Origin of the sequence: Roseibium sp. (genome assembly GCF_050301095.1) — a bacterium.
In the GTDB taxonomy this organism is placed as follows: Bacteria; Pseudomonadota; Alphaproteobacteria; order Rhizobiales; family Stappiaceae; genus Roseibium.
The window spans coordinates 1-17,114 of sequence record NZ_JBNKYW010000287.1 but is presented as its reverse complement, the minus strand read 5'-3'; the positions used below and the strand labels follow the sequence as shown (position 1 = coordinate 17,114).

Sequence of the window (17,114 nt, the reverse complement as noted above, 5' to 3'; positions counted from 1 at the left end):
GGCCAATCCGAAGTAGCGGCCGCTATTCGGTCTGGCGCGTGTCTTTAGGTGAATGACAATGTTGGCTGAGCGCGTCTTATAGGCAAAAGCGCTGAGTTAGGGAACCCCGGCAGGGCCTCAAGATGCTGTTTTTCCGAGCCGGACGTGCAGATTATTCAAGGTCGATGACCGGATCGGGCAAAGGTGTCGTGGTTTGACCGTCAAAATCGCCGATTCCCTTGGTCAGGGCATAGCAGGCAAGACGGATCGATTTGGGAATTTCCACGGGCCGGCCGTCCCTGTTTCCCTTTTCGTAATACTGAATCATACGCTTTTTCAGGCCAAGCCGGTCTGCGGCATCCTTCTGTTTCAGTCCAAGCGTCCGCCGCCAGTGACGGAATTGCTGCGGGGTCATGACGGGCACAGCGTCTTTTGATTTTGATTCGGCCATTATGTGTTGTTCCGGAATAACTTGGTTCCGTTCTGCAGGGCGCGAAAGCGCGGTTCAGGCTGACCTGAGAGAAATAACCTCCCCACCCGAATGTCAATCAGGAAGTGCACAAAGTGCTCTTTTTGCCGCAGTTTCCAGTCCGCGGGTGCTGTCTGAATGGTTGATTTGCAACGTTTCCGGGGCGGTTAGACGGCTTGTGACACGCCGCGGGCCGTTGGTCGTGCGGGCGCCGCCACCGGCCGGTGAGCTGCGGCAATCCCGTCAGCGGGGGGGGCAGATCGGCATTCTATCGATGACCGCGGATCCCGGGCCCGAAAAAACAGTGGATTTCCGGACTGGTGACGGACGCTGGCAAGCAGGTGGCGCCCACCCTGCATATATTGCTGTTGTACGCGTTATGGGTGTGCTGGAATACGGGTTTGATCGTTCCTTGAACCCTGCTGGCGAATTATTCGGTGCGCATTCGGGAGCGTGTTTTCTGCTGTCCTTCTTCGAGTTTACCTGATCCTGTAATAATTGTCAGTGTGCTTGAAAAGGTCGCTAAGTAGTTTCGGTGAGGGAAAGTTGGCCGGAACAAGAATATTCTGCCTAAAAATTCCTCATTCGTCCGGGTCTATTTCGTTGAAGTAGATTATCGATAATTAATATTTATGACCTTCGGTGAGTTTTTGTTTCTGATTAATTATTCATAGTTGTGCAAACTTTCATACAGATGGCGGAGTTATAGTGTTGTTCAACACGGGACTTCTGCGGAAAATGTTCAATAAATCCATTTTTTGCGTAGATTTTAACTATCAAAAAGGTGTATTAGACTACCGCTTAGTCTCCTAGGAGTTTGGTGTTTGGAGGCTTCTGAAGCGAAAAAGCCATGTGCTTCCAGCTGAGGGGGCTGCCATTGCAGTGCTAGTGGGACCTGTCGATCCGGTGGTGGGACCGGATTGCCGGGAGTATTGCAAGGCCAGCCAGACTTGGAACAAGAAAGACAAGATCGGGCTTAAAAAAATGAACAATGTAGCAACCAAGTTAATTGCTGTTCCGGACATAGCAGGTCCGGGGCAGGAAGTCGTAATGGACGACCGTGCTCTCGCGATTTCGGAGATGTCCGAGCGGTTCGATGTCACACTTCGAACCCTTCGCTTCTACGAAGAGAAAGGTCTCCTCAATCCCGTGCGTAAAGGCGCCCGCCGCTTTTACGGGTCACGGGACATCTCCCGGATGCGAGTGATCCTGCAGGCCAAGAAGATCGGGCTGACGCTCGCCGAGATCCGCAGGGTCATCAAGCTGGTGGAAGGCAAGACCGACCGCCAGGAGCAGTTCCGGGAGCTGCAGGAAATCTGCAAGGCACAGCAGGAGCTTCTGGCCGAACAAAAGCAGATGCTGGATGAGCAGCTCGCGGAAGTCGATGAGATTCTCGTCGTCTTCGAAGAACTGGTCAACTGATCTCTTGCTTCGGTGACGTTTAAAACCCCGGTGCGCGGTTGCGCACCGGGGTTTTTCTTTTGCCGGGGATTGAAGGTCAGGCGGACCTTGCCGACTGCATCATGTCGGTGAAGCGCTTGAACAGATAGTGGCTGTCCCTCGGGCCGGGGGATGCTTCCGGGTGATACTGCACGGAGAACACCGGCTTGTCCTTCATGGCAAGGCCGCAATTGGAGCCATCGAACAGGGACACATGGGTTTGCTGGACATTGTCCGGCAGGCTGTCGGCATCGACCGCGAAGCCGTGGTTCATCGACGTGATTTCAACCTTGCCCGTGGTGTGGTCGTAGACCGGATGGTTGGCGCCATGATGGCCCTGGTGCATTTTCATCGTCTTGCCGCCAAGGGCCAGCGCCAGCATCTGATGGCCAAGGCAGATGCCGAAGGTCGGCACGCCCTTGTCGACGATCTTCCGGATGGTCTCCACAGAATAGGTGCCGGTCGCAGCCGGGTCGCCCGGACCGTTGGACAGGAAAACGCCGTCCGGCTCATGGCCCAGCACGTCTTCCGCCGTCGCGGTCGCCGGCAGCACAGTGACTTCGCAGCCGGCATCGGTGAGAAGGCGCAGGATGTTCCGCTTGATGCCATAGTCGATGGCAACAACCTTGAAGCGGCCACCGTCCGCGTCGCCATAGCCGTTGCCCCATGTCCAGCTTGTCTGGGTCCAGCGATGCGACTGGGTGGTCGAGGCGTCCTTGGCAAGATCCATGCCGACCAGGCCCGGCCAGTTGGCTGCGGCAGCCTTCAGGCCTTCGATGTCGAACTTGCCGTCCGGAGCGTGCGCGATCACGCCGTTCGGAACGCCTTTTTCGCGGATCAGGGCGGTGAGCGCTCTTGTGTCCACGCCGCTGATGCCGATCAGGTTCCGGCTTTTCAGCCAGGCATCGAGATGCCTTGCGGCCCGGTAGTTGGCCGGATCGGTGATGGAGGCGGCAAGCACCACACCGCGGATGCCGCTGTCGGCAGCCATGTTGACGGTCTCGATGTCCTCGTCGTTGGCGCCGACATTGCCGATATGCGGAAAGGTGAAAGTGATGATCTGACCGGAGTAGGAAGGATCTGTCAGGATTTCCTGATAACCCGTCATGGCCGTGTTGAAGCATATCTCACCAACGGCCTGTCCCGTTGCACCGAGGCCATGTCCCTCGATTATGCTGCCGTCGGAGAGCACAAGCAGGGCGGTCGCCGGGGTCTCTGACCATGCGTCTGCAGTCGTCATGTCTTGTTTCCAGATCTTGTTGGTGACATCATGCGCTGCAGGAAAGGCGCCTAGGGCAGGTCAAGAAACCTGCGAATGGCCGTCTGCATTAAGCGCGGGACTCTATGGGAAGCGGCTTGGATCGTCAATATTGATCCTCTGAAAAAAGATCTTTAAAATTCAATGGCTTGTCTGAGCGATAACAAGAGGCGCCAAAGTGCGCCATGCCTCAGTGTGGCAGGGGTGGGGTGAACCATGCGCGATACGATGCGCGACAGAATCAACGTGGCCTTGAAGGCGGCGCAGGACGAGGGCGACAAACGTCGCTGTGCGACCCTGCGTCTTGTGCAGACCGCCGTGAAAGACCGCGAAGCGGCCGCCCGCGAGAATGGCAAGGACGGCGTCGGAGAAGCTGAAGTAATTGATATCCTTCAGAAAATGATACGGCAACGCGAAACCTCCGCGGTCGAATTCGAAAGCGGCGGCCAGCTCGATCTGGCCGAACAGGAGCGCACCGAACAGGAAATCATCCGGGAATTTCTGCCGGTGCAGCTGAGCGACGAGGAAATGCGCACCATCTGCAAGGACATGGTCAGGGAGATCGATGCCCGCGGCCTGCGCGACATCGGGCGCTGCATGAGCGCGCTCAAGAGCCGCTATCCCGGTCAGATGGACTTTGTTCAGGCGTCGTGCCTCGTGAAGGACATGCTGCGCACGGACGGCAACGGCAAGGCCGAAAGCGACACGCCGGACGCCGCCAAGGAATGACCTTCCGGCGGAGCGCCTGCCGCGCCGAAATTCCTTCCCTCGCTCTGGCGCAACAGTGCAGAGCTCTGGCTTCTGCCGCAAAGACCCATTAACTTGGCATTCCTGCCTGACGGCCGCCGAGGCCGTTCGGGAGGCTTGGGGCCGTACCCTGACGTTTCTCTTGGATTTGGACTGATCGCACTCCATGCGTTTTGAACCGCGCCTTCTTGATGAAATCCGTGCCCGGCTGACCCTGTCTGATCTGGTCGGACGGCGGGTCTCGTGGGACCGGCGCAAGACCCAGCCGGGCAAAGGCGATTTCTGGGCCTGCTGCCCGTTTCACCAGGAAAAAAGCCCGAGTTTTCATGTCGACGACCGGCGTAACCGCTACAAGTGTTTCGGCTGCGGTGCCTCCGGTGACCACTTCACATTCCTGTGCGAGACCGAAGGGCTGAGTTTTCCCGAGGCCGTCGAAAGGCTTGCCGGGCAGGCCGGGGTCCCGCTGCCCGCGCCCGACCCGCAGGCTGCGCGCCGGGAAAAAAAACGCGCCGGACTTGCCGATATCTGCGAAATGGCGGCCGAATTCTTCCAAAGGGAATTTGCCGGGCCGCGGGGCGAAGCTGCGCGCGCCTATTCGGCAAAACGCGGATTGAGCCCGGAAACGCTCGCCGAGTTCCGCTTCGGATTTGCGCCTGACAGCCGCGATGCGCTGAAATCCCACCTGGCTGCCCGCGACATCCCGGAAGCGGCGATGATTGAAGCGGGACTGATCATCAAGCCCGAGGGCGGGCGCCCGACCTACGACCGCTTTCGCGGACGGCTGATGATCCCGATTCAGGACGACCGGGGCAGGGTGGTCGCGTTCGGCGGCCGGACCCTGCTGCCCGACGGGCAGCCCAAATACCTGAACTCGCCGGAAACGCCGTTGTTCCACAAGGGCGTCATGCTGTTCAACGCCCACCGGGCACGGGAACCCGCCTTCAAGTCGGGCGAGGCGGTCGTGGTCGAGGGTTATCTCGACGCCATTGCCCTGTGGCAGGCCGGCATCCGCCACGTCGTTGCCTCGCTTGGCACCGCCTTCACCGAGGACCAGATCGTCAGGCTCTGGAAGTTCGCGCCCGAACCCGTGATCTGCTTCGACGGCGACGTGGCCGGTGTTTCGGCGGCGCACCGGGCGATCGATCGCATCTTCCCGGTGCTCAGAAGCGGTTATTCCTTCCAGTTCTGCTTTCTGCCGGACGGCATGGATCCGGACGACCTCGTCAAGCAGCGGGGACTGGAGGGGTTTCACGCCGAGGTTGCCGGAGCGCAGTCTCTGTTCGACGTCGTCTGGGACCGTGAGATTTCCGTGTCGCGGCTCGACACACCGGAACGAAAGGCCGCGCTTGAAAAGCGTTTCGACGACCTGATCGGCACCATCCGCGACGAACGCGTGCGCCGACGCTATCAGCTCGACCTGAAATTCAAGCTCTCCAACCTGTTCTTCGAGCAGGCACGGCAGGCGAGGTCCGGTGGCAAGAAGGCGCAGGAAAACAGCTCGCCGCTCGGCAAGGCGCGTGAACGGGTCGCGGCAAGCGATGATTTCGGCACCGAGCGGCTGGTGCTGGGCCTGAGCATGCGCTACCCGCATTTGCTTGACCGGAACTTCGAACGGTTCTCCCGGCTACCCTTTGCCAACGATCTGCATCGCCAGCTGCGCGACGTCCTGTGCCGGATCGTGGACGATCTGGAGGCAACGCCCATCGCGGACCTGACCAGCGCCTTCGACGAACCGCTGCGCGACATCATGTACGAGATGATGCTGGAGACCATCGGCCTGCAGGAACAGAAGAAGGCCGAGTTCTCCGCCCTGATCCACCGCTTTCCGCTGCTGAAGTCCAACCCGCCGGAGGATTTCATCGAGGCGGCGTTCCTGCATTTTCTCGACGTGCTTGAGCTCAATGCGCTGGAAGAGGAGCTGAATGCTGAGCTTGCCGTCACCGATGACCAGCTGGACGAACATTCCTGGGCCAGGATACAGGCCCTGACCCAGGACCTTTCGCGCAGGCGCGAGGAATGTGCCCGGGACGAATCCGATCTTGCGGAGCGAGCGAAGAAGATACGGACCGCCGGGCCGACGATTGCCGCGACAGCCGTCGCGGCTGGTTGAAATTTGCACGACGCTTGTCGAGGTTTGCATGACGCTTGAAAAATCCGTCGTTATCCACGCACCGCGCGATGCGGTTTTTGCTGCGCTGAGCGACCCCGCCGAAATCACGCGGCATTTCCCCTATGACCGGGTGGAAAGCGAGGACGTCGAGGGGGGACTGATCACGTTCCACGGCTCTATCGGCGGTCAGGCCTTCACCGACTTCGGCCGGATCACACGAAGGCGCGAGGGTGCCCAATTCGAATACCGCTACTGGAGTACCAATCACGGGACGGAGCGCAGCGAGGAAAACGAGCTGGAGATCCGCTACCGGCTGGAACAGGACGGGGAGGCGACCGCGCTCTTCGTCACGCATAGCCTTATCCGGAATGCGGATTACCTGGCCATGATGGACGGGGCCTGGGACGGCCTGCTGCTGCAACTGAAGACAAATCTGGAAACAGGCGGATGAAAGGTCTCCGGCACCTGCCGGAAGGAGGAGGTGTTGCAACGGCTTTTGCGTCTACCGCTGGCATTTGACGTGGTCAGAAGCCGAAAAAACGTATTTTCCGATTGACCTGTGACGAATCACACTTGCGAATCGTGTGAGCCGAGCTAAATAGGAGTTTTGCAGCCCTTGCGCGCCGCAGCCTGACGCCTGCTTGCGGCAAAAATCTGATATCCGCTGCAAACCCGTATGAATACCTCATCGGCATTCGTATTTCGGATGCGACTTGGAAAGACCGCGTGCTTTGTCGATGCTGAAAAATCACAATGTCGAAAAGCGTACGGTTAATTGGGACTTAAGGGACACGGCTTACAAACCTAACCGCGTTGATTCTTTCAGCCGCCGCCGCAGTTGAATGCTGGCGCGCTGGGAACGCATTGGGTTGAAGCTAAACAAGGGGCGCTGCGCGGTCCCACCGGCCGCGAACTGGAGCACGAAATGGTAGCCAAAGCGACACAAGCAGACGACACGCAGGAACAGAGCACGGACGGCCCGGATGGTCCGCTGCTGGACTTGTCGGATGCCGCTGTCAAGAAGATGATCAAAGCCGCCAAGAAGCGCGGCTATGTCACCTATGACGAGCTGAACGAGGTTCTTCCCTCCGAGCAGGTGTCTTCGGAAAAGATCGAGGACACCATGTCGATGCTCTCCGACATGGGCATCAACGTGATCGACTCCGAAGAAGCCGAGGAGGGCCCGGACGAAGTCGACGGCGGCGAGCTCGTCGCGGCCACCACGACCGCGGTTGCCAAGACCACCGCCAAGGAACCGGCAGACCGCACCGACGACCCCGTGCGCATGTATCTGCGCGAAATGGGTTCCGTGGAGCTGCTTTCGCGCGAAGGTGAAATCGCCATCGCCAAGCGCATCGAGGCCGGCCGCGAGGCAATGATCGCGGGGCTGTGCGAAAGCCCGCTGACCTTCCAGGCCATCATCATCTGGCGCGATGAACTGAACGAAGCCCAGGTTCTGCTGCGCGACATCATCGACCTGGAAGCGACCTATGCGGGCCCTGATGCCAAGGCAGGCCCGGCCGTTGCCAATGACGATGTCGCCCCGGCCGAAGGTGGTGCCGCCGCCAACGACAGCGGCATGTCCGAAGACACCGAAAGCGAAGACGGCGAAGGCGACGGTGACGACGACGACGACGAGTTCGAATCCAACGTTTCGCTCTCCGCCATGGAAGCCGAGCTGAAGCCGGGCGTTCTGGAAACTTTCGACAACATCGCCGACAACTACAAGAAGCTGCGCCGCCTTCAGGACCAGCTTGTCGAGAACAAGCTGGCCAACAAGACCCTGTCTCCGAGCCAGGAGCGCCGCTACAAGAAGCTCAAGGAAGACATCATTGTCGATGTGAAGAGCCTGTCGCTCAACCAGAACCGTATCGACGCTCTGGTCGCCCAGCTCTACGACATCAACAAGCGCCTGATGGGCTATGAAGGCCGTCTGCTGCGTCTTGCCGACAGCTACAATGTCGACCGCACCGACTTCCTGAAGCAGTACCAGGGCGCCGAGCTCGACCCCAACTGGCTGCGCAAGGTGGCGAACCTTTCCACCCGCGGCTGGAAGAACTTCATCGCCAAGGAAAAGGAAAACGTCCGCGAGCTGCGTCAGGAAATCCAGACGCTGGCAACCGAGACCGGCCTGGAAATCACCGAGTTCCGCCGCATCGTCGCGATGGTGCAGAAGGGCGAGCGCGAGGCGCGCATCGCCAAGAAGGAAATGGTCGAGGCCAACCTGCGTCTCGTGATTTCGATTGCCAAGAAATACACCAACCGCGGCCTGCAGTTCCTGGACCTGATCCAGGAAGGCAACATCGGCCTTATGAAGGCGGTGGACAAGTTCGAGTATCGGCGCGGCTACAAGTTCTCCACCTATGCGACGTGGTGGATCCGGCAGGCGATCACCCGTTCGATCGCCGACCAGGCCCGCACCATCCGTATTCCGGTGCACATGATCGAGACGATCAACAAGATCGTCCGCACCTCGCGCCAGATGCTGCACGAGATCGGCCGCGAGCCGACCCCGGAAGAGCTGGCCGAAAAGCTGCAGATGCCGCTGGAAAAGGTCCGCAAGGTCCTGAAGATCGCCAAGGAGCCGATCTCGCTCGAAACCCCGATCGGCGACGAGGAAGATTCGCACCTCGGCGATTTCATCGAGGACAAGAACGCGGTTCTGCCCATCGATGCGGCGATCCAGTCGAACCTGCGCGAAACCACCACGCGCGTTCTGGCCTCGCTCACTCCGCGCGAGGAACGTGTCCTGCGCATGCGTTTCGGCATCGGCATGAACACCGACCACACACTGGAAGAAGTCGGCCAGCAGTTCTCGGTGACCCGCGAACGTATCCGCCAGATCGAGGCCAAGGCGCTGCGCAAGCTCAAGCATCCGAGCCGCTCGCGCAAGCTGCGCTCCTTCCTGGACAGCTGATCGCACGTCCGACTGGAAGACAAGTCTTGAGAAACCCGGCGGCAACGCCGGGTTTTTCGTTTAACCTCTTTTGACCGCGTTCCCCTTGAGGCCCGTTCTTTGGCACTGACAGCAGATCTTGCAAGACCGTTGGAAGACGTGCCGGTTTCCGAGCGGAGATTTCTGTTTGCCGGTCTCGCGGTGTCGCTGCTGGCGCATGCACTTGCCGCGATCCTGCTGATGGGCATTCACTTGAACGTTCCCGAACCGCCGGTCACGCCCATCGAGGTGGAACTGGTTCCGGCCGAAGAACAGCAGGTTCCCGAGCAGACGCCTCCCGAGCCGGAAACACCCGCAGAACAGGAACAACAGGAAGAAGAGGCCGCTTCCGAAGCAGCTCCACCGCCTCCTCCGCCGCCACCGCCACCGGCGGAAAGGACCGAGGCCGCGCAGCAGCCGGTGGAGACTGAGGTGCCTGTACTGAAACCGGTCGAAGAGTTCGGTGAAGAAGACACCGGACCCAAGGACCGGGAAGAAAGCTCTGAACCGCAAACGGAGACAGCCGACGAACCTGCGGGATCGGAAGAACAGCCGGAAACCGCTGCCGGACCTGAAGACGCGCCTGCCGGGGAGACGGAAGAAGGTCAGCCGGTGGAGGACGAGGTTCAGGCGGTTGCCGAGATTGAAGACATTCCCGAGCAGGAGCCGGAAGCACCCGCTCAAAATGAAGAGGAAACCGAGCCGCAAAGCCCGGCCGAAGTGCAAGCCGCGCAGGATGAAGATACACCGGTGGAAGATTTCGGCACCGTCGGTCCGATCGTGACAGCGGCCCTGCCTGCTCCCAAACCTGCTCCGCCGCCACGCTCGTCAGAACGGGAGACGTCCGGCGGTGGAGGCGGGCAGGGGGGCGGTTCCGCCAAAGGCATGACCGCCGCGCGTGAACTTTATTCGCAGGATATCCTGGACGACCCGCGTGCCCGGACCGCCATGCGCGGCATGCCGGAAGGCCAGCGGCTGAACCTCTTGTGCATGACCGAACTCAGGGCACAACTGACTGTTGCCAGCCCCGCACCACCCGAGTTGCTGCCGTCCTTCCGGCCGCGCGGCGGCACGGTGCTGGAACCGGCTCGGGCAGCTTTCCGCATGGGCGGGCGCTGGTTCGATGTCGCCTTTCGCTGCGAGACGGACAGCGAGGTGACCAAGGTCCGAAAATTCAGTTTTCGGATCGGCAAGGTCATTCCGCCCAGTCAGTGGGCAGAACGGGGCCTGTCAAGGTTCTAGGGCGCGGCCTAGTGATTTTGACAGCCTTGACGATCCGCTGCCGATGCGCCTCACTTCAGGAGAGGCAAGCAATTGCGCAGCAAGTGCACGAGCGATCCGGAGCCGTTCCGGGTATTGGTTTCCTGGTGCTCGGCGAATTCGCGTTCGCTGCGCCAGCCGACCGGTGTCGGGTGCATGTGATCATAGTCTCTGAAGCCCGAGGCGATTTCCTGCTGATGCATATGGTCGATCACGTCGCGTTGTTCGCTGTAAATGGTCATCTTCCGGTTCCCTTCTGACTGTGCTGATGGCTTCAAGGTTAGAAAGGCACCGTCAAAGGCGGCGCAGGCAAAGCGTCAAGGAAATGCAAAATCGGGAACGACATCGCGGCGCTGTGCTGGAAGTCGGGCTGCTGGGCACGGTGACGATCACGGATTCGACCGGCTCCGCCATTGCCCTGGCGGGCCGAAAGGACCGGGCCCTCGTTGCCTATCTGGCGCAGCACCGGGGCAATCCGGTGGACCGGGACCGCCTGGTAGGGCTTATCTGGCCCGATGCCTCGGAGAGCTCGGGAAGGGCAAGCTTGCGGCAGTCGCTGAGTACCATTCGAAAGGCCCTTCCCGAGGACGCCGAAGCGGCGATCATCGCCAACCGGGAGTCGGTTTGCTTCGATGAAGCGCTTGTCACGACGGACGTCAGAAAACTCGAGGACGCCCGCGGCGATCCGTCCCGGCTCGATGACCTGCACCTGGATCTGGATGGAGCGGTTCTGGGAGGACTGGGACGGATTTCAGCCGACTTCGACACCTGGGCCGCAAGCGAAGCCTCCCGGCTCGGCGTCATGGCGACGGATGTCCTCTCGGTGGCCGCCGAACATGCCGAGAGCGAAAAAAGATATGCCGATGCGGTGTTCTATCTGTCGCAAGCCCTGGTGATCGACCCACTTGCGGAGGACATCGTCCGGCGGTTGATGCGCCTGCAGGCGGCAGCCGGGCGGTCGGAAGCCGCGCTTCGCCAGTTCAGGGCGCTTGAAGTGCTGATGGAAACCGAACTGGGCGTTCGGCCCGACGCGCAAACACAGGAAGTCGCGCGCTCCATTCGGGCAGCCCGGAACCGGGTCCCGGAAAGCGACGGCAAGGCACCTCAAAACGCCAGGCCGATTGTTCCCGGGTCGGTTCTGGTAACACGGTTCGTGGAACGGTCGGAGGTTGAAGACTATTTCGCCGTGAGTTTCACCGAGAGTGTCATTCTGGCGCTGTCCCGCTTCCGGGAAACACCGGTGATGGACCTGAAAACCGTGAAGGCGGCAGGCGGTCTGCACGATGAGAATGCGACGGACATGGCGCGCGGCGCCGGGGCGGAATTTGTGCTCAGCGGAACCGTGCAGCGCAGCGGGGACAGGCTTCGGGTCAACGCGCGGCTGACGGATACGGCTTCGGGACAAACGGTCTGGGCGGAGAAGTTCGACACGGTGTCTGCCGATCTTCTGGATGTCGAGGACGAGCTGTCGGCGCGTGTCGCCACGGCGATTGCAGGGCGAATAGAAAACGAAACGATACGGCGTGCACGCGGCAAGGTCCCGACGGACCTGGCGGTGATCGACTGGGTCATGCGTGGCCGTTACCACCTGAACCTCTACACACGATCAGGTGAAGAAGAAGCCAAGATTTGTTTCGAGGAAGCTCTGAAGCTCGATCCTGAATGCGTCCCGGCCCTGGCAGGTCTGGCGGTGAGCCACCTGCACGACTTCGAAAGCGCATCGGATCTGTCGGATGAAAAACTGGAGCTTGCCCGGGAGCTTGCGCAACGCGCCATCGACATTGACGAGACCAATGCACATGCGCGCTACGCCATGGCGTCGGCCATGTGTTATCTCGGGGGGCATGAACTCGCGTTGCAGCACTGCAACCGGGCGCTGGAGACCAACCCGAACGATTATCACAACATCTGCACCCGGGGATGGATCCTTACGTTTTCCGGGGACATCGAGGAAGGCATTGCCTGCAATTCGAGGGCGATCAGTCTCAATCCCTATGCCCCCAACAGTTGCCTGTTGTCGTCCGGTTTCGGACTGCTTGTGCAAGGCAGGATCGAGGAGGCGATTGAAAGCCTTTCGGCGATCAACGCCGAGAACATCTTCAAGCAAGGCGGGCTGGCGGCAGGTTACGCAAGGCTCGGACTTGACCGCGAGGCCAAACTTGCGGCAAAGGCCTTTTTCACTCTGGCAGAACGGGACTTCCCGGGCGACAGCGCACGAGCCTTCGCGCACACCAAAAAATACTGGCATTGCCTGTTCAGCTTCGCCAAAGAGGGCGATGCAAAGGCATTTTTCACAATGCTGAATGAAGCCGGCATCCCGGTATAGGGCCGAGGCCCTGCGCGCCAGCCTGCCATGTCTTTGACGGCATTCACCCGGCGAGGCACCAGCTGTGTAGGCCAGGTCAGGACACGTCGTAGACCTCGGCTGTTCCGAGCGGTCCCACCATCAGGGTTTTCTGGGATTCCACAGGGAAGGGATTGAAGGAAGCAAAAGTGCCCTGGTCGGTCTGAACCGGTTTGGCCAGGTCACTCGTTCCCTCAACGCCCAGGAAATAGCCGATCCGGAAATAGGCGTTCATGCGCAGCGTGCCGCTGGCGGGCGGAATGCCTTCGTTTCTTGTGTAGGGTGTCCAGGGATAGATGGGCTGCACCTGGGCGACGGTCTTCTCGACGCTCCGGCCCGGCGGGATGGAGGTCACGAACGGCGTGTTGACGGATTCGACCAGCGTGAATTCGGGCACCGGGATGATCTGGCGGCTGAGCACCAGCTGCCCCTGTTCGATTGTCGCATAGTTCGGCTCGATCAGCGGATAGACCGATCCGTCATAGTCCCCGTGCAGGACGTCGAAGAGATAGACCGTTCTGCCCGATGTATTCGTCACCCGATAGGAGAGGCGCAGCGTGCGGCCATCCTCCACCAGCTGGGCCGTCAGGGTGATGTCATTGTTTTGACTGGTGAACGACGACATTGCGACTGCCTTTTGTTCAAACGTGCTTGCAAGACCGAGTGATAGCAGGCCGGCAAGAACTTTGCGCCGGTTAATAATAGGTCCGCTCGGGCTGCTTGGGATCCCATTCGTTGCGGATGGTGTTTTCGCTGTATGGTTCATTGTCATAGGGCGGAATTCCGGCAGTCCGGGCCTCTTCCTTGATGACCTTGGCGTTCTTGGTCGGATCGGATGGGTCGGGTTTATGGTCGTTGTCGACCTTGGTCGTGTCGATCTCGCCGTTGGCCGCATGGGCGGCGTGGGCCATTTCGTGGGCGAGGCCGACCTCCGGCGGACGGGTCATCCAGGGTTCCTCCGAGCCGATGGACGTTCTGTCCGGATTGTAGTGCACCGTTGAATTGGAACCCGAGCCCGGATTGCCGCTGCCATCAACCATGCCGTCGGCGGTGAAACCCGTCACTTCGTTGCCGCCGGAGGTTTCGACGATGGTGACCGTTTTTCCCGAATTCTGGATGTCGTACAGCATCTTTGCGCCCGAGGGCGTTTGCGCGATCTTGGCCAGGGCGGCAGCTGTCTTGGCGCGAAATTCCTGGGTGCCCTCGATCTTGATGGCCGGGCCGACATTCGTCGTGCCGACCGCACCAGCTCCCGCTGCGCCCGCGCCTGCACCCGCACCGCCTCCGCCACCACCGGAGGTTCCGATCAGCACGGTCGGAAAACCGGTAATGATGCTTCCGGCCTTCAGGGTCAGGTCGGTCATCCGGGCCGCCGGCATTTTTTCCACCAGCACGTTCCAGGCCCCGGTGATAATGGGGTCGCCGCCTGCCGGGGGCGGCGGCCCGACGCACACGCACATGTCGCTCACGCGTGCCTGGGGCATTTTGCCCGTCAGCACCGTGTAGGCGCATTTGAACACTATGGGAGCAGGCACACCCATGCACATGGGGCAGGTATGCATGTCTGTCAGTCGGGCGGCTGGAAATCCCATGACGAGTCCGGTTTCGGTTGATCTTGCGAAAAGTTTCGGCGGCGGGCCGTTTTTAGTCAATGCCGTTGCGTCACACTTTTCACCTTTGTCAAATTGGGCGGTTTAAGCCCCAAAATCCCGTTTCCCGAGAAAAAAGTGATCTGTCGTCAATGACTTAACGGATGCAATCCGTTGCGATCATAGGTAGTGTCGGGGCGATGTTCATCCGAAGATCTTTGTTGGGGGAGTAATGAGCATTTACAACAAGACCGCACCGTATTTTCAAAGCCTGTTGCGCGCCGTATGCGGACTCCTGTTCCTGGAGCATGGTACGGCCAAGTTTCTCGATCTGCCGCCCAGTGAGTTTTCCGGAACGGCCCTGGCCAGCATGACCGGCGTTGCCGGCGTGATCGAGCTTGTCTGCGGCGGGCTCGTCACCCTCGGTTTCCTGACGCGTCCGGCCGCTCTTCTGGCATCCGGCACGATGGCGGTCGGCTACTTTCTGGTGCATGTCCCGATGAGCTTCTACCCGCTCCTGAACGGCGGTGCCGAAGCCATCCTCTACTGCTTCGTTTTTCTCTACCTTGCCGTGGCGGGCGGTGGTCCGGTGAGCCTGGATCGCGTGCTGTTCGGCCGCCGCACCCTTGTTCACGGCGAGTATGCATGACGGCAGGCTCCGGGGAGCGCCTGGAAGGGCGCTGATCCGATTGACGAGCCGCGCCCTTCGGTATTCTACGGCAAGGCGTACGGTCAGCCGGTGAGGCCGCCGGCTTCTGCACGGATCAGGCGGCGGCGAAGGATCAGCATCGCGAACGCAGGTACCAGCGCCAGCACGGCGTTGACGTAGAAGACCGAGGCGCCCGACCGGGCGACAGCCTCCTGGCTCAGAAGCTCTGTTCCCCCCGGTGCCACAAGTCCGGTGAGGATCGCGATCAGTCCCGTCAGACCGCCGCCGATGGCGATGCCTGCGGAGGCTATGGTCGGCAGGATACTGGAGACGAGATTCTGGTCCTCGCCTTCCGCCGTATACATCAGCGAGCGCATCAGGATCTGGTTGGACAGGCCGTGTCCGGCACCCGCAACAACGGCTGCCAGAAGGTAGAGGGGAAGTGAAGCGGTTTCGACTGCGAGAGCCGTCAGCGTGAGACCGGCCGTGATCAGGAAGGGGCCGGTGGCCAGATAGAGCAATTCGCGTTTCCGGTCCGGAGCGCGGGAGGACACCCACGCGAAGATGGTCCAGGAAAAGGCGAGCAGGGCAGCGACATAGCTCGCCTGCGTCACGCTCAAACCCCAATAGACCTGGCCGAAGGTGGTGACGAAGATCATCCGCACGGCAGACGCCACGGAAACCAGAAAGACGATCCAGGTGCCGAGCCCGACAAGAGTGCGGATCCGGAAGGCATCGCGCGGAAAAAGGCGGTGAGGGCTCGCCGCGTCGAACCGGAGCAGCAGGCCCGCCAGGAAAAGACCGGCCAGGATCGTCATGGCAAGCGGCAGGGGTGCGTGCATTTCGCCGATGACCGTCAGCAGAAAGATACTGGCTGCCAGCAGAAACAGCCGGAATGCCATGCGGCCGCGTCCGGTCTGAGCGGTTGCTTGTATCGGTGGTTTCGGAACGTCCCGGCTCGGCAGCGCCGTGTTCATCAGCGCAAAGAGCAGAACCACGAAGGGAATATTGACCAGGAAGGCCGCGCGCCAGGACCAGAGATCGGTCAGCAGGCCGGCGGAAACCGGTCCGATTCCGGCGGCAACAGCCCAGACACCGGCAAGCAGTGCGAAGATACGCGGGGCAAGCGTACTGGGATAGAGATCAGGGATCAGCGAATAGCAGAGCGCGATGATCATGCCCTCGCCGAAACCCTGAAGGGCCCGTCCGGCAATCAGCCCTTCGAGGGAGGTACTCAGCCCCGCCAGAACGGAGCCGCCGGCCAGCAGCGCGGTTGCCAGAAGAAAGGGAAGGCGGGCACCGAAACGCACCTTTGTGGCGCCGGTCAGACAGCCCGCCAGGATCGCCATCATCTGGAACGAAGAAAACACCCAGAACGCCCGGTCCTGTCCGCCGAGATCCCGGATGATGTCGGGCAGGACGGCTGCGGTAACGAAGCCGTTGATGGCGTGGGAGCCGACGCCAAGCACCAGTGCCAGTGTTCCGGCCAGCCGGTCCGCCGAAAAAAGGGTGAGGTGCGCCGAGGGGCCGGCAGGGGCCGGGGAACTGAACGTCATGAAAACCTCAATAAAGAAAGGATTCTCTTTTGATATATGAGCGGTCAAAATAAAGAAAGAGAATTCTTACTAAAAAGAGATGTCATTCAGCTTTCCACGTCAAAAAGTCCGGTGGAACAGCGTCGGTCAGCCAGACCCCGTTGCCGGTACGAAAGAAGACATGTCCCGCCGCATGCATGTTTCCGGCCGCCACCGTGAGAGCGGCAGGTTTGCCGTAGCGGGTGCCGACGGCAATGGCAGTGTTCCGGTTCTGCGAAAGATGCACGTGATGCCGGCTCATGGGTTTCAACCCGTCCTTCAGGATAGCCGGCAGGAATCTGGTCGCCGTGCCGTGGAACAGGAACTCGGGTGGAGCCTGTCCCTCCAGTCCGAGGTCGACCTCAATGGAATGGCCCTGCCGGGCCCGGATCATCTGGCCGTCTTCGGAAAACTCGAAGCGCTTCTTGTCGTTGGAGGCAACAACCCGCTCCAGAAAGGCGCGACTGCAATCGATGTTCTGGCGATTGAAAGCATGCAGAAGATCCTGAACCTCCACCCAACCGCCGTTTGTGAGCGTCAACCCGGCGTCTTCCGGTTTGTGGCGGAGCCAAAAGGACAGGCGTTTGGAAAGTTTCGTATCTGTATTCATGGTCGTATTCTTTTCACTATTTGCCTGTTCGAACGATGCTGGCCGACGAGGCCCCTCCGTTATCTTGAGAAATCAAGGAACAAACCTGACGATGGTCATCCCGGCTCGCGCTGCGCTTGGCCGGGATGACTGGAGGGGGAAAACCTTCCA

15 protein-coding genes are annotated in these 17,114 nt (G+C 60.4%); 8 read left to right on the top strand and 7 right to left on the bottom strand.

The features are described from left to right. Nucleotides 1-151: 151 nt before the first annotated feature. Nucleotides 152-430, bottom strand: coding sequence for a helix-turn-helix domain-containing protein (locus tag ACQY7U_RS25085; protein WP_428650973.1), 279 nt, complete (start codon nt 428-430; stop codon nt 152-154). A gap of 1,068 nt (nt 431-1,498) precedes the next feature. On the opposite strand from ACQY7U_RS25085, the gene ACQY7U_RS25080 reads away from it, so the two are divergent. After that, nucleotides 1,499-1,870 (top strand): MerR family transcriptional regulator, encoded by a 372-nt coding sequence (locus ACQY7U_RS25080; protein ID WP_428650970.1) that lies wholly within the window; start codon nt 1,499-1,501, stop codon nt 1,868-1,870. A 76-nt stretch (nt 1,871-1,946) separates the two neighbouring features. On the opposite strand, the gene carA is transcribed toward ACQY7U_RS25080, so the two are convergent. Next, entirely contained in the window at nt 1,947-3,128 is a 1,182-nt protein-coding gene (gene carA, locus ACQY7U_RS25075) for a glutamine-hydrolyzing carbamoyl-phosphate synthase small subunit (protein WP_428650968.1), read from the bottom strand. Nucleotides 3,129-3,374: 246 nt separating this feature from the next. Here carA and ACQY7U_RS25070 point away from each other — a divergent pair, with 246 nt between their 5' ends. The 5 genes from ACQY7U_RS25070 to ACQY7U_RS25050 all read left to right on the top strand — a co-directional run bounded on the left by ACQY7U_RS25070 (nt 3,375) and on the right by ACQY7U_RS25050 (nt 10,180). Further along, entirely contained in the window at nt 3,375-3,875 is a 501-nt protein-coding gene (locus ACQY7U_RS25070) for a GatB/YqeY domain-containing protein (protein ID WP_428651028.1), read from the top strand. A 184-nt stretch (nt 3,876-4,059) separates the two neighbouring features. Then, nucleotides 4,060-6,003: a DNA primase gene (gene dnaG / locus ACQY7U_RS25065; protein WP_428650966.1), complete on the top strand. Its 1,944-nt coding sequence runs from the start codon at nt 4,060-4,062 to the stop codon at nt 6,001-6,003. A 28-nt stretch (nt 6,004-6,031) separates the two neighbouring features. Further along, the gene (locus tag ACQY7U_RS25060; RefSeq protein ID WP_428650964.1) at nt 6,032-6,454 is read left to right on the top strand and encodes an SRPBCC family protein; all 423 of its coding nucleotides are present in this window, start codon (nt 6,032-6,034) and stop codon (nt 6,452-6,454) included. Nucleotides 6,455-6,928: 474 nt separating this feature from the next. Further along, a complete protein-coding gene (gene rpoD, locus ACQY7U_RS25055) occupies nt 6,929-8,920 on the top strand; it encodes an RNA polymerase sigma factor RpoD (RefSeq protein ID WP_428650961.1) in 1,992 nt (663 codons plus the stop codon). Nucleotides 8,921-9,019: 99 nt separating this feature from the next. Beyond that, the gene (locus ACQY7U_RS25050) at nt 9,020-10,180 is read left to right on the top strand and encodes a DUF930 domain-containing protein (RefSeq protein WP_428650958.1); all 1,161 of its coding nucleotides are present in this window, start codon (nt 9,020-9,022) and stop codon (nt 10,178-10,180) included. Between the two features lie 50 nt (nt 10,181-10,230). On the opposite strand, the gene ACQY7U_RS25045 is transcribed toward ACQY7U_RS25050, so the two are convergent. Then, entirely contained in the window at nt 10,231-10,440 is a 210-nt protein-coding gene (locus ACQY7U_RS25045; protein WP_428650955.1) for a hypothetical protein, read from the bottom strand. Between the two features lie 83 nt (nt 10,441-10,523). On the opposite strand from ACQY7U_RS25045, the gene ACQY7U_RS25040 reads away from it, so the two are divergent. Continuing rightward, on the top strand, nt 10,524-12,524 hold the full coding sequence (locus ACQY7U_RS25040; RefSeq protein WP_428650953.1) for a FlgO family outer membrane protein: 2,001 nt from the start codon (nt 10,524-10,526) through the stop codon (nt 12,522-12,524). Nucleotides 12,525-12,600: 76 nt separating this feature from the next. Here the strand turns inward: ACQY7U_RS25040 and ACQY7U_RS25035 are convergent, their stop codons facing one another. Then, nucleotides 12,601-13,167: a hypothetical protein gene (locus ACQY7U_RS25035; RefSeq protein ID WP_428650950.1), complete on the bottom strand. Its 567-nt coding sequence runs from the start codon at nt 13,165-13,167 to the stop codon at nt 12,601-12,603. A 70-nt stretch (nt 13,168-13,237) separates the two neighbouring features. Then, entirely contained in the window at nt 13,238-14,194 is a 957-nt protein-coding gene (locus ACQY7U_RS25030; protein WP_428650948.1) for a M91 family zinc metallopeptidase, read from the bottom strand. Nucleotides 14,195-14,363: 169 nt separating this feature from the next. On the opposite strand from ACQY7U_RS25030, the gene ACQY7U_RS25025 reads away from it, so the two are divergent. Further along, on the top strand, nt 14,364-14,780 hold the full coding sequence (locus tag ACQY7U_RS25025; protein ID WP_428650945.1) for a DoxX family protein: 417 nt from the start codon (nt 14,364-14,366) through the stop codon (nt 14,778-14,780). Between the two features lie 83 nt (nt 14,781-14,863). Here ACQY7U_RS25025 and ACQY7U_RS25020 read toward each other — a convergent pair whose 3' ends face one another. Beyond that, nucleotides 14,864-16,336 carry an MFS transporter gene (locus tag ACQY7U_RS25020; RefSeq protein WP_428650943.1) on the bottom strand — a complete coding sequence of 491 codons (1,473 nt, stop codon included), beginning with the start codon at nt 16,334-16,336 and terminating at the stop codon, nt 14,864-14,866. A gap of 82 nt (nt 16,337-16,418) precedes the next feature. After that, the gene (locus ACQY7U_RS25015) at nt 16,419-16,964 is read right to left on the bottom strand and encodes an RNA 2'-phosphotransferase (RefSeq protein ID WP_428650940.1); all 546 of its coding nucleotides are present in this window, start codon (nt 16,962-16,964) and stop codon (nt 16,419-16,421) included. Between the last annotated feature and the right edge of the window lie 150 nt (nt 16,965-17,114).

Coding starts and splice junctions, on each gene's coding strand:
- ACQY7U_RS25045 (WP_428650955.1), bottom strand. CDS start 10,440: ATGACCATTTACAGCGAACAACGCGACGTGATCGACCATATGCATCAG.
- ACQY7U_RS25085 (WP_428650973.1), bottom strand. CDS start 430: ATGGCCGAATCAAAATCAAAAGACGCTGTGCCCGTCATGACCCCGCAG.
- ACQY7U_RS25060 (WP_428650964.1), top strand. CDS start 6,032: ATGACGCTTGAAAAATCCGTCGTTATCCACGCACCGCGCGATGCGGTT.
- dnaG (WP_428650966.1), top strand. CDS start 4,060: ATGCGTTTTGAACCGCGCCTTCTTGATGAAATCCGTGCCCGGCTGACC.
- ACQY7U_RS25015 (WP_428650940.1), bottom strand. CDS start 16,964: ATGAATACAGATACGAAACTTTCCAAACGCCTGTCCTTTTGGCTCCGC.
- ACQY7U_RS25035 (WP_428650950.1), bottom strand. CDS start 13,167: ATGTCGTCGTTCACCAGTCAAAACAATGACATCACCCTGACGGCCCAG.
- carA (WP_428650968.1), bottom strand. CDS start 3,128: ATGACGACTGCAGACGCATGGTCAGAGACCCCGGCGACCGCCCTGCTT.
- ACQY7U_RS25070 (WP_428651028.1), top strand. CDS start 3,375: ATGCGCGACAGAATCAACGTGGCCTTGAAGGCGGCGCAGGACGAGGGC.
- ACQY7U_RS25080 (WP_428650970.1), top strand. CDS start 1,499: ATGGACGACCGTGCTCTCGCGATTTCGGAGATGTCCGAGCGGTTCGAT.
- ACQY7U_RS25020 (WP_428650943.1), bottom strand. CDS start 16,336: ATGACGTTCAGTTCCCCGGCCCCTGCCGGCCCCTCGGCGCACCTCACC.
- ACQY7U_RS25040 (WP_428650953.1), top strand. CDS start 10,524: ATGCAAAATCGGGAACGACATCGCGGCGCTGTGCTGGAAGTCGGGCTG.
- ACQY7U_RS25025 (WP_428650945.1), top strand. CDS start 14,364: ATGAGCATTTACAACAAGACCGCACCGTATTTTCAAAGCCTGTTGCGC.
- rpoD (WP_428650961.1), top strand. CDS start 6,929: ATGGTAGCCAAAGCGACACAAGCAGACGACACGCAGGAACAGAGCACG.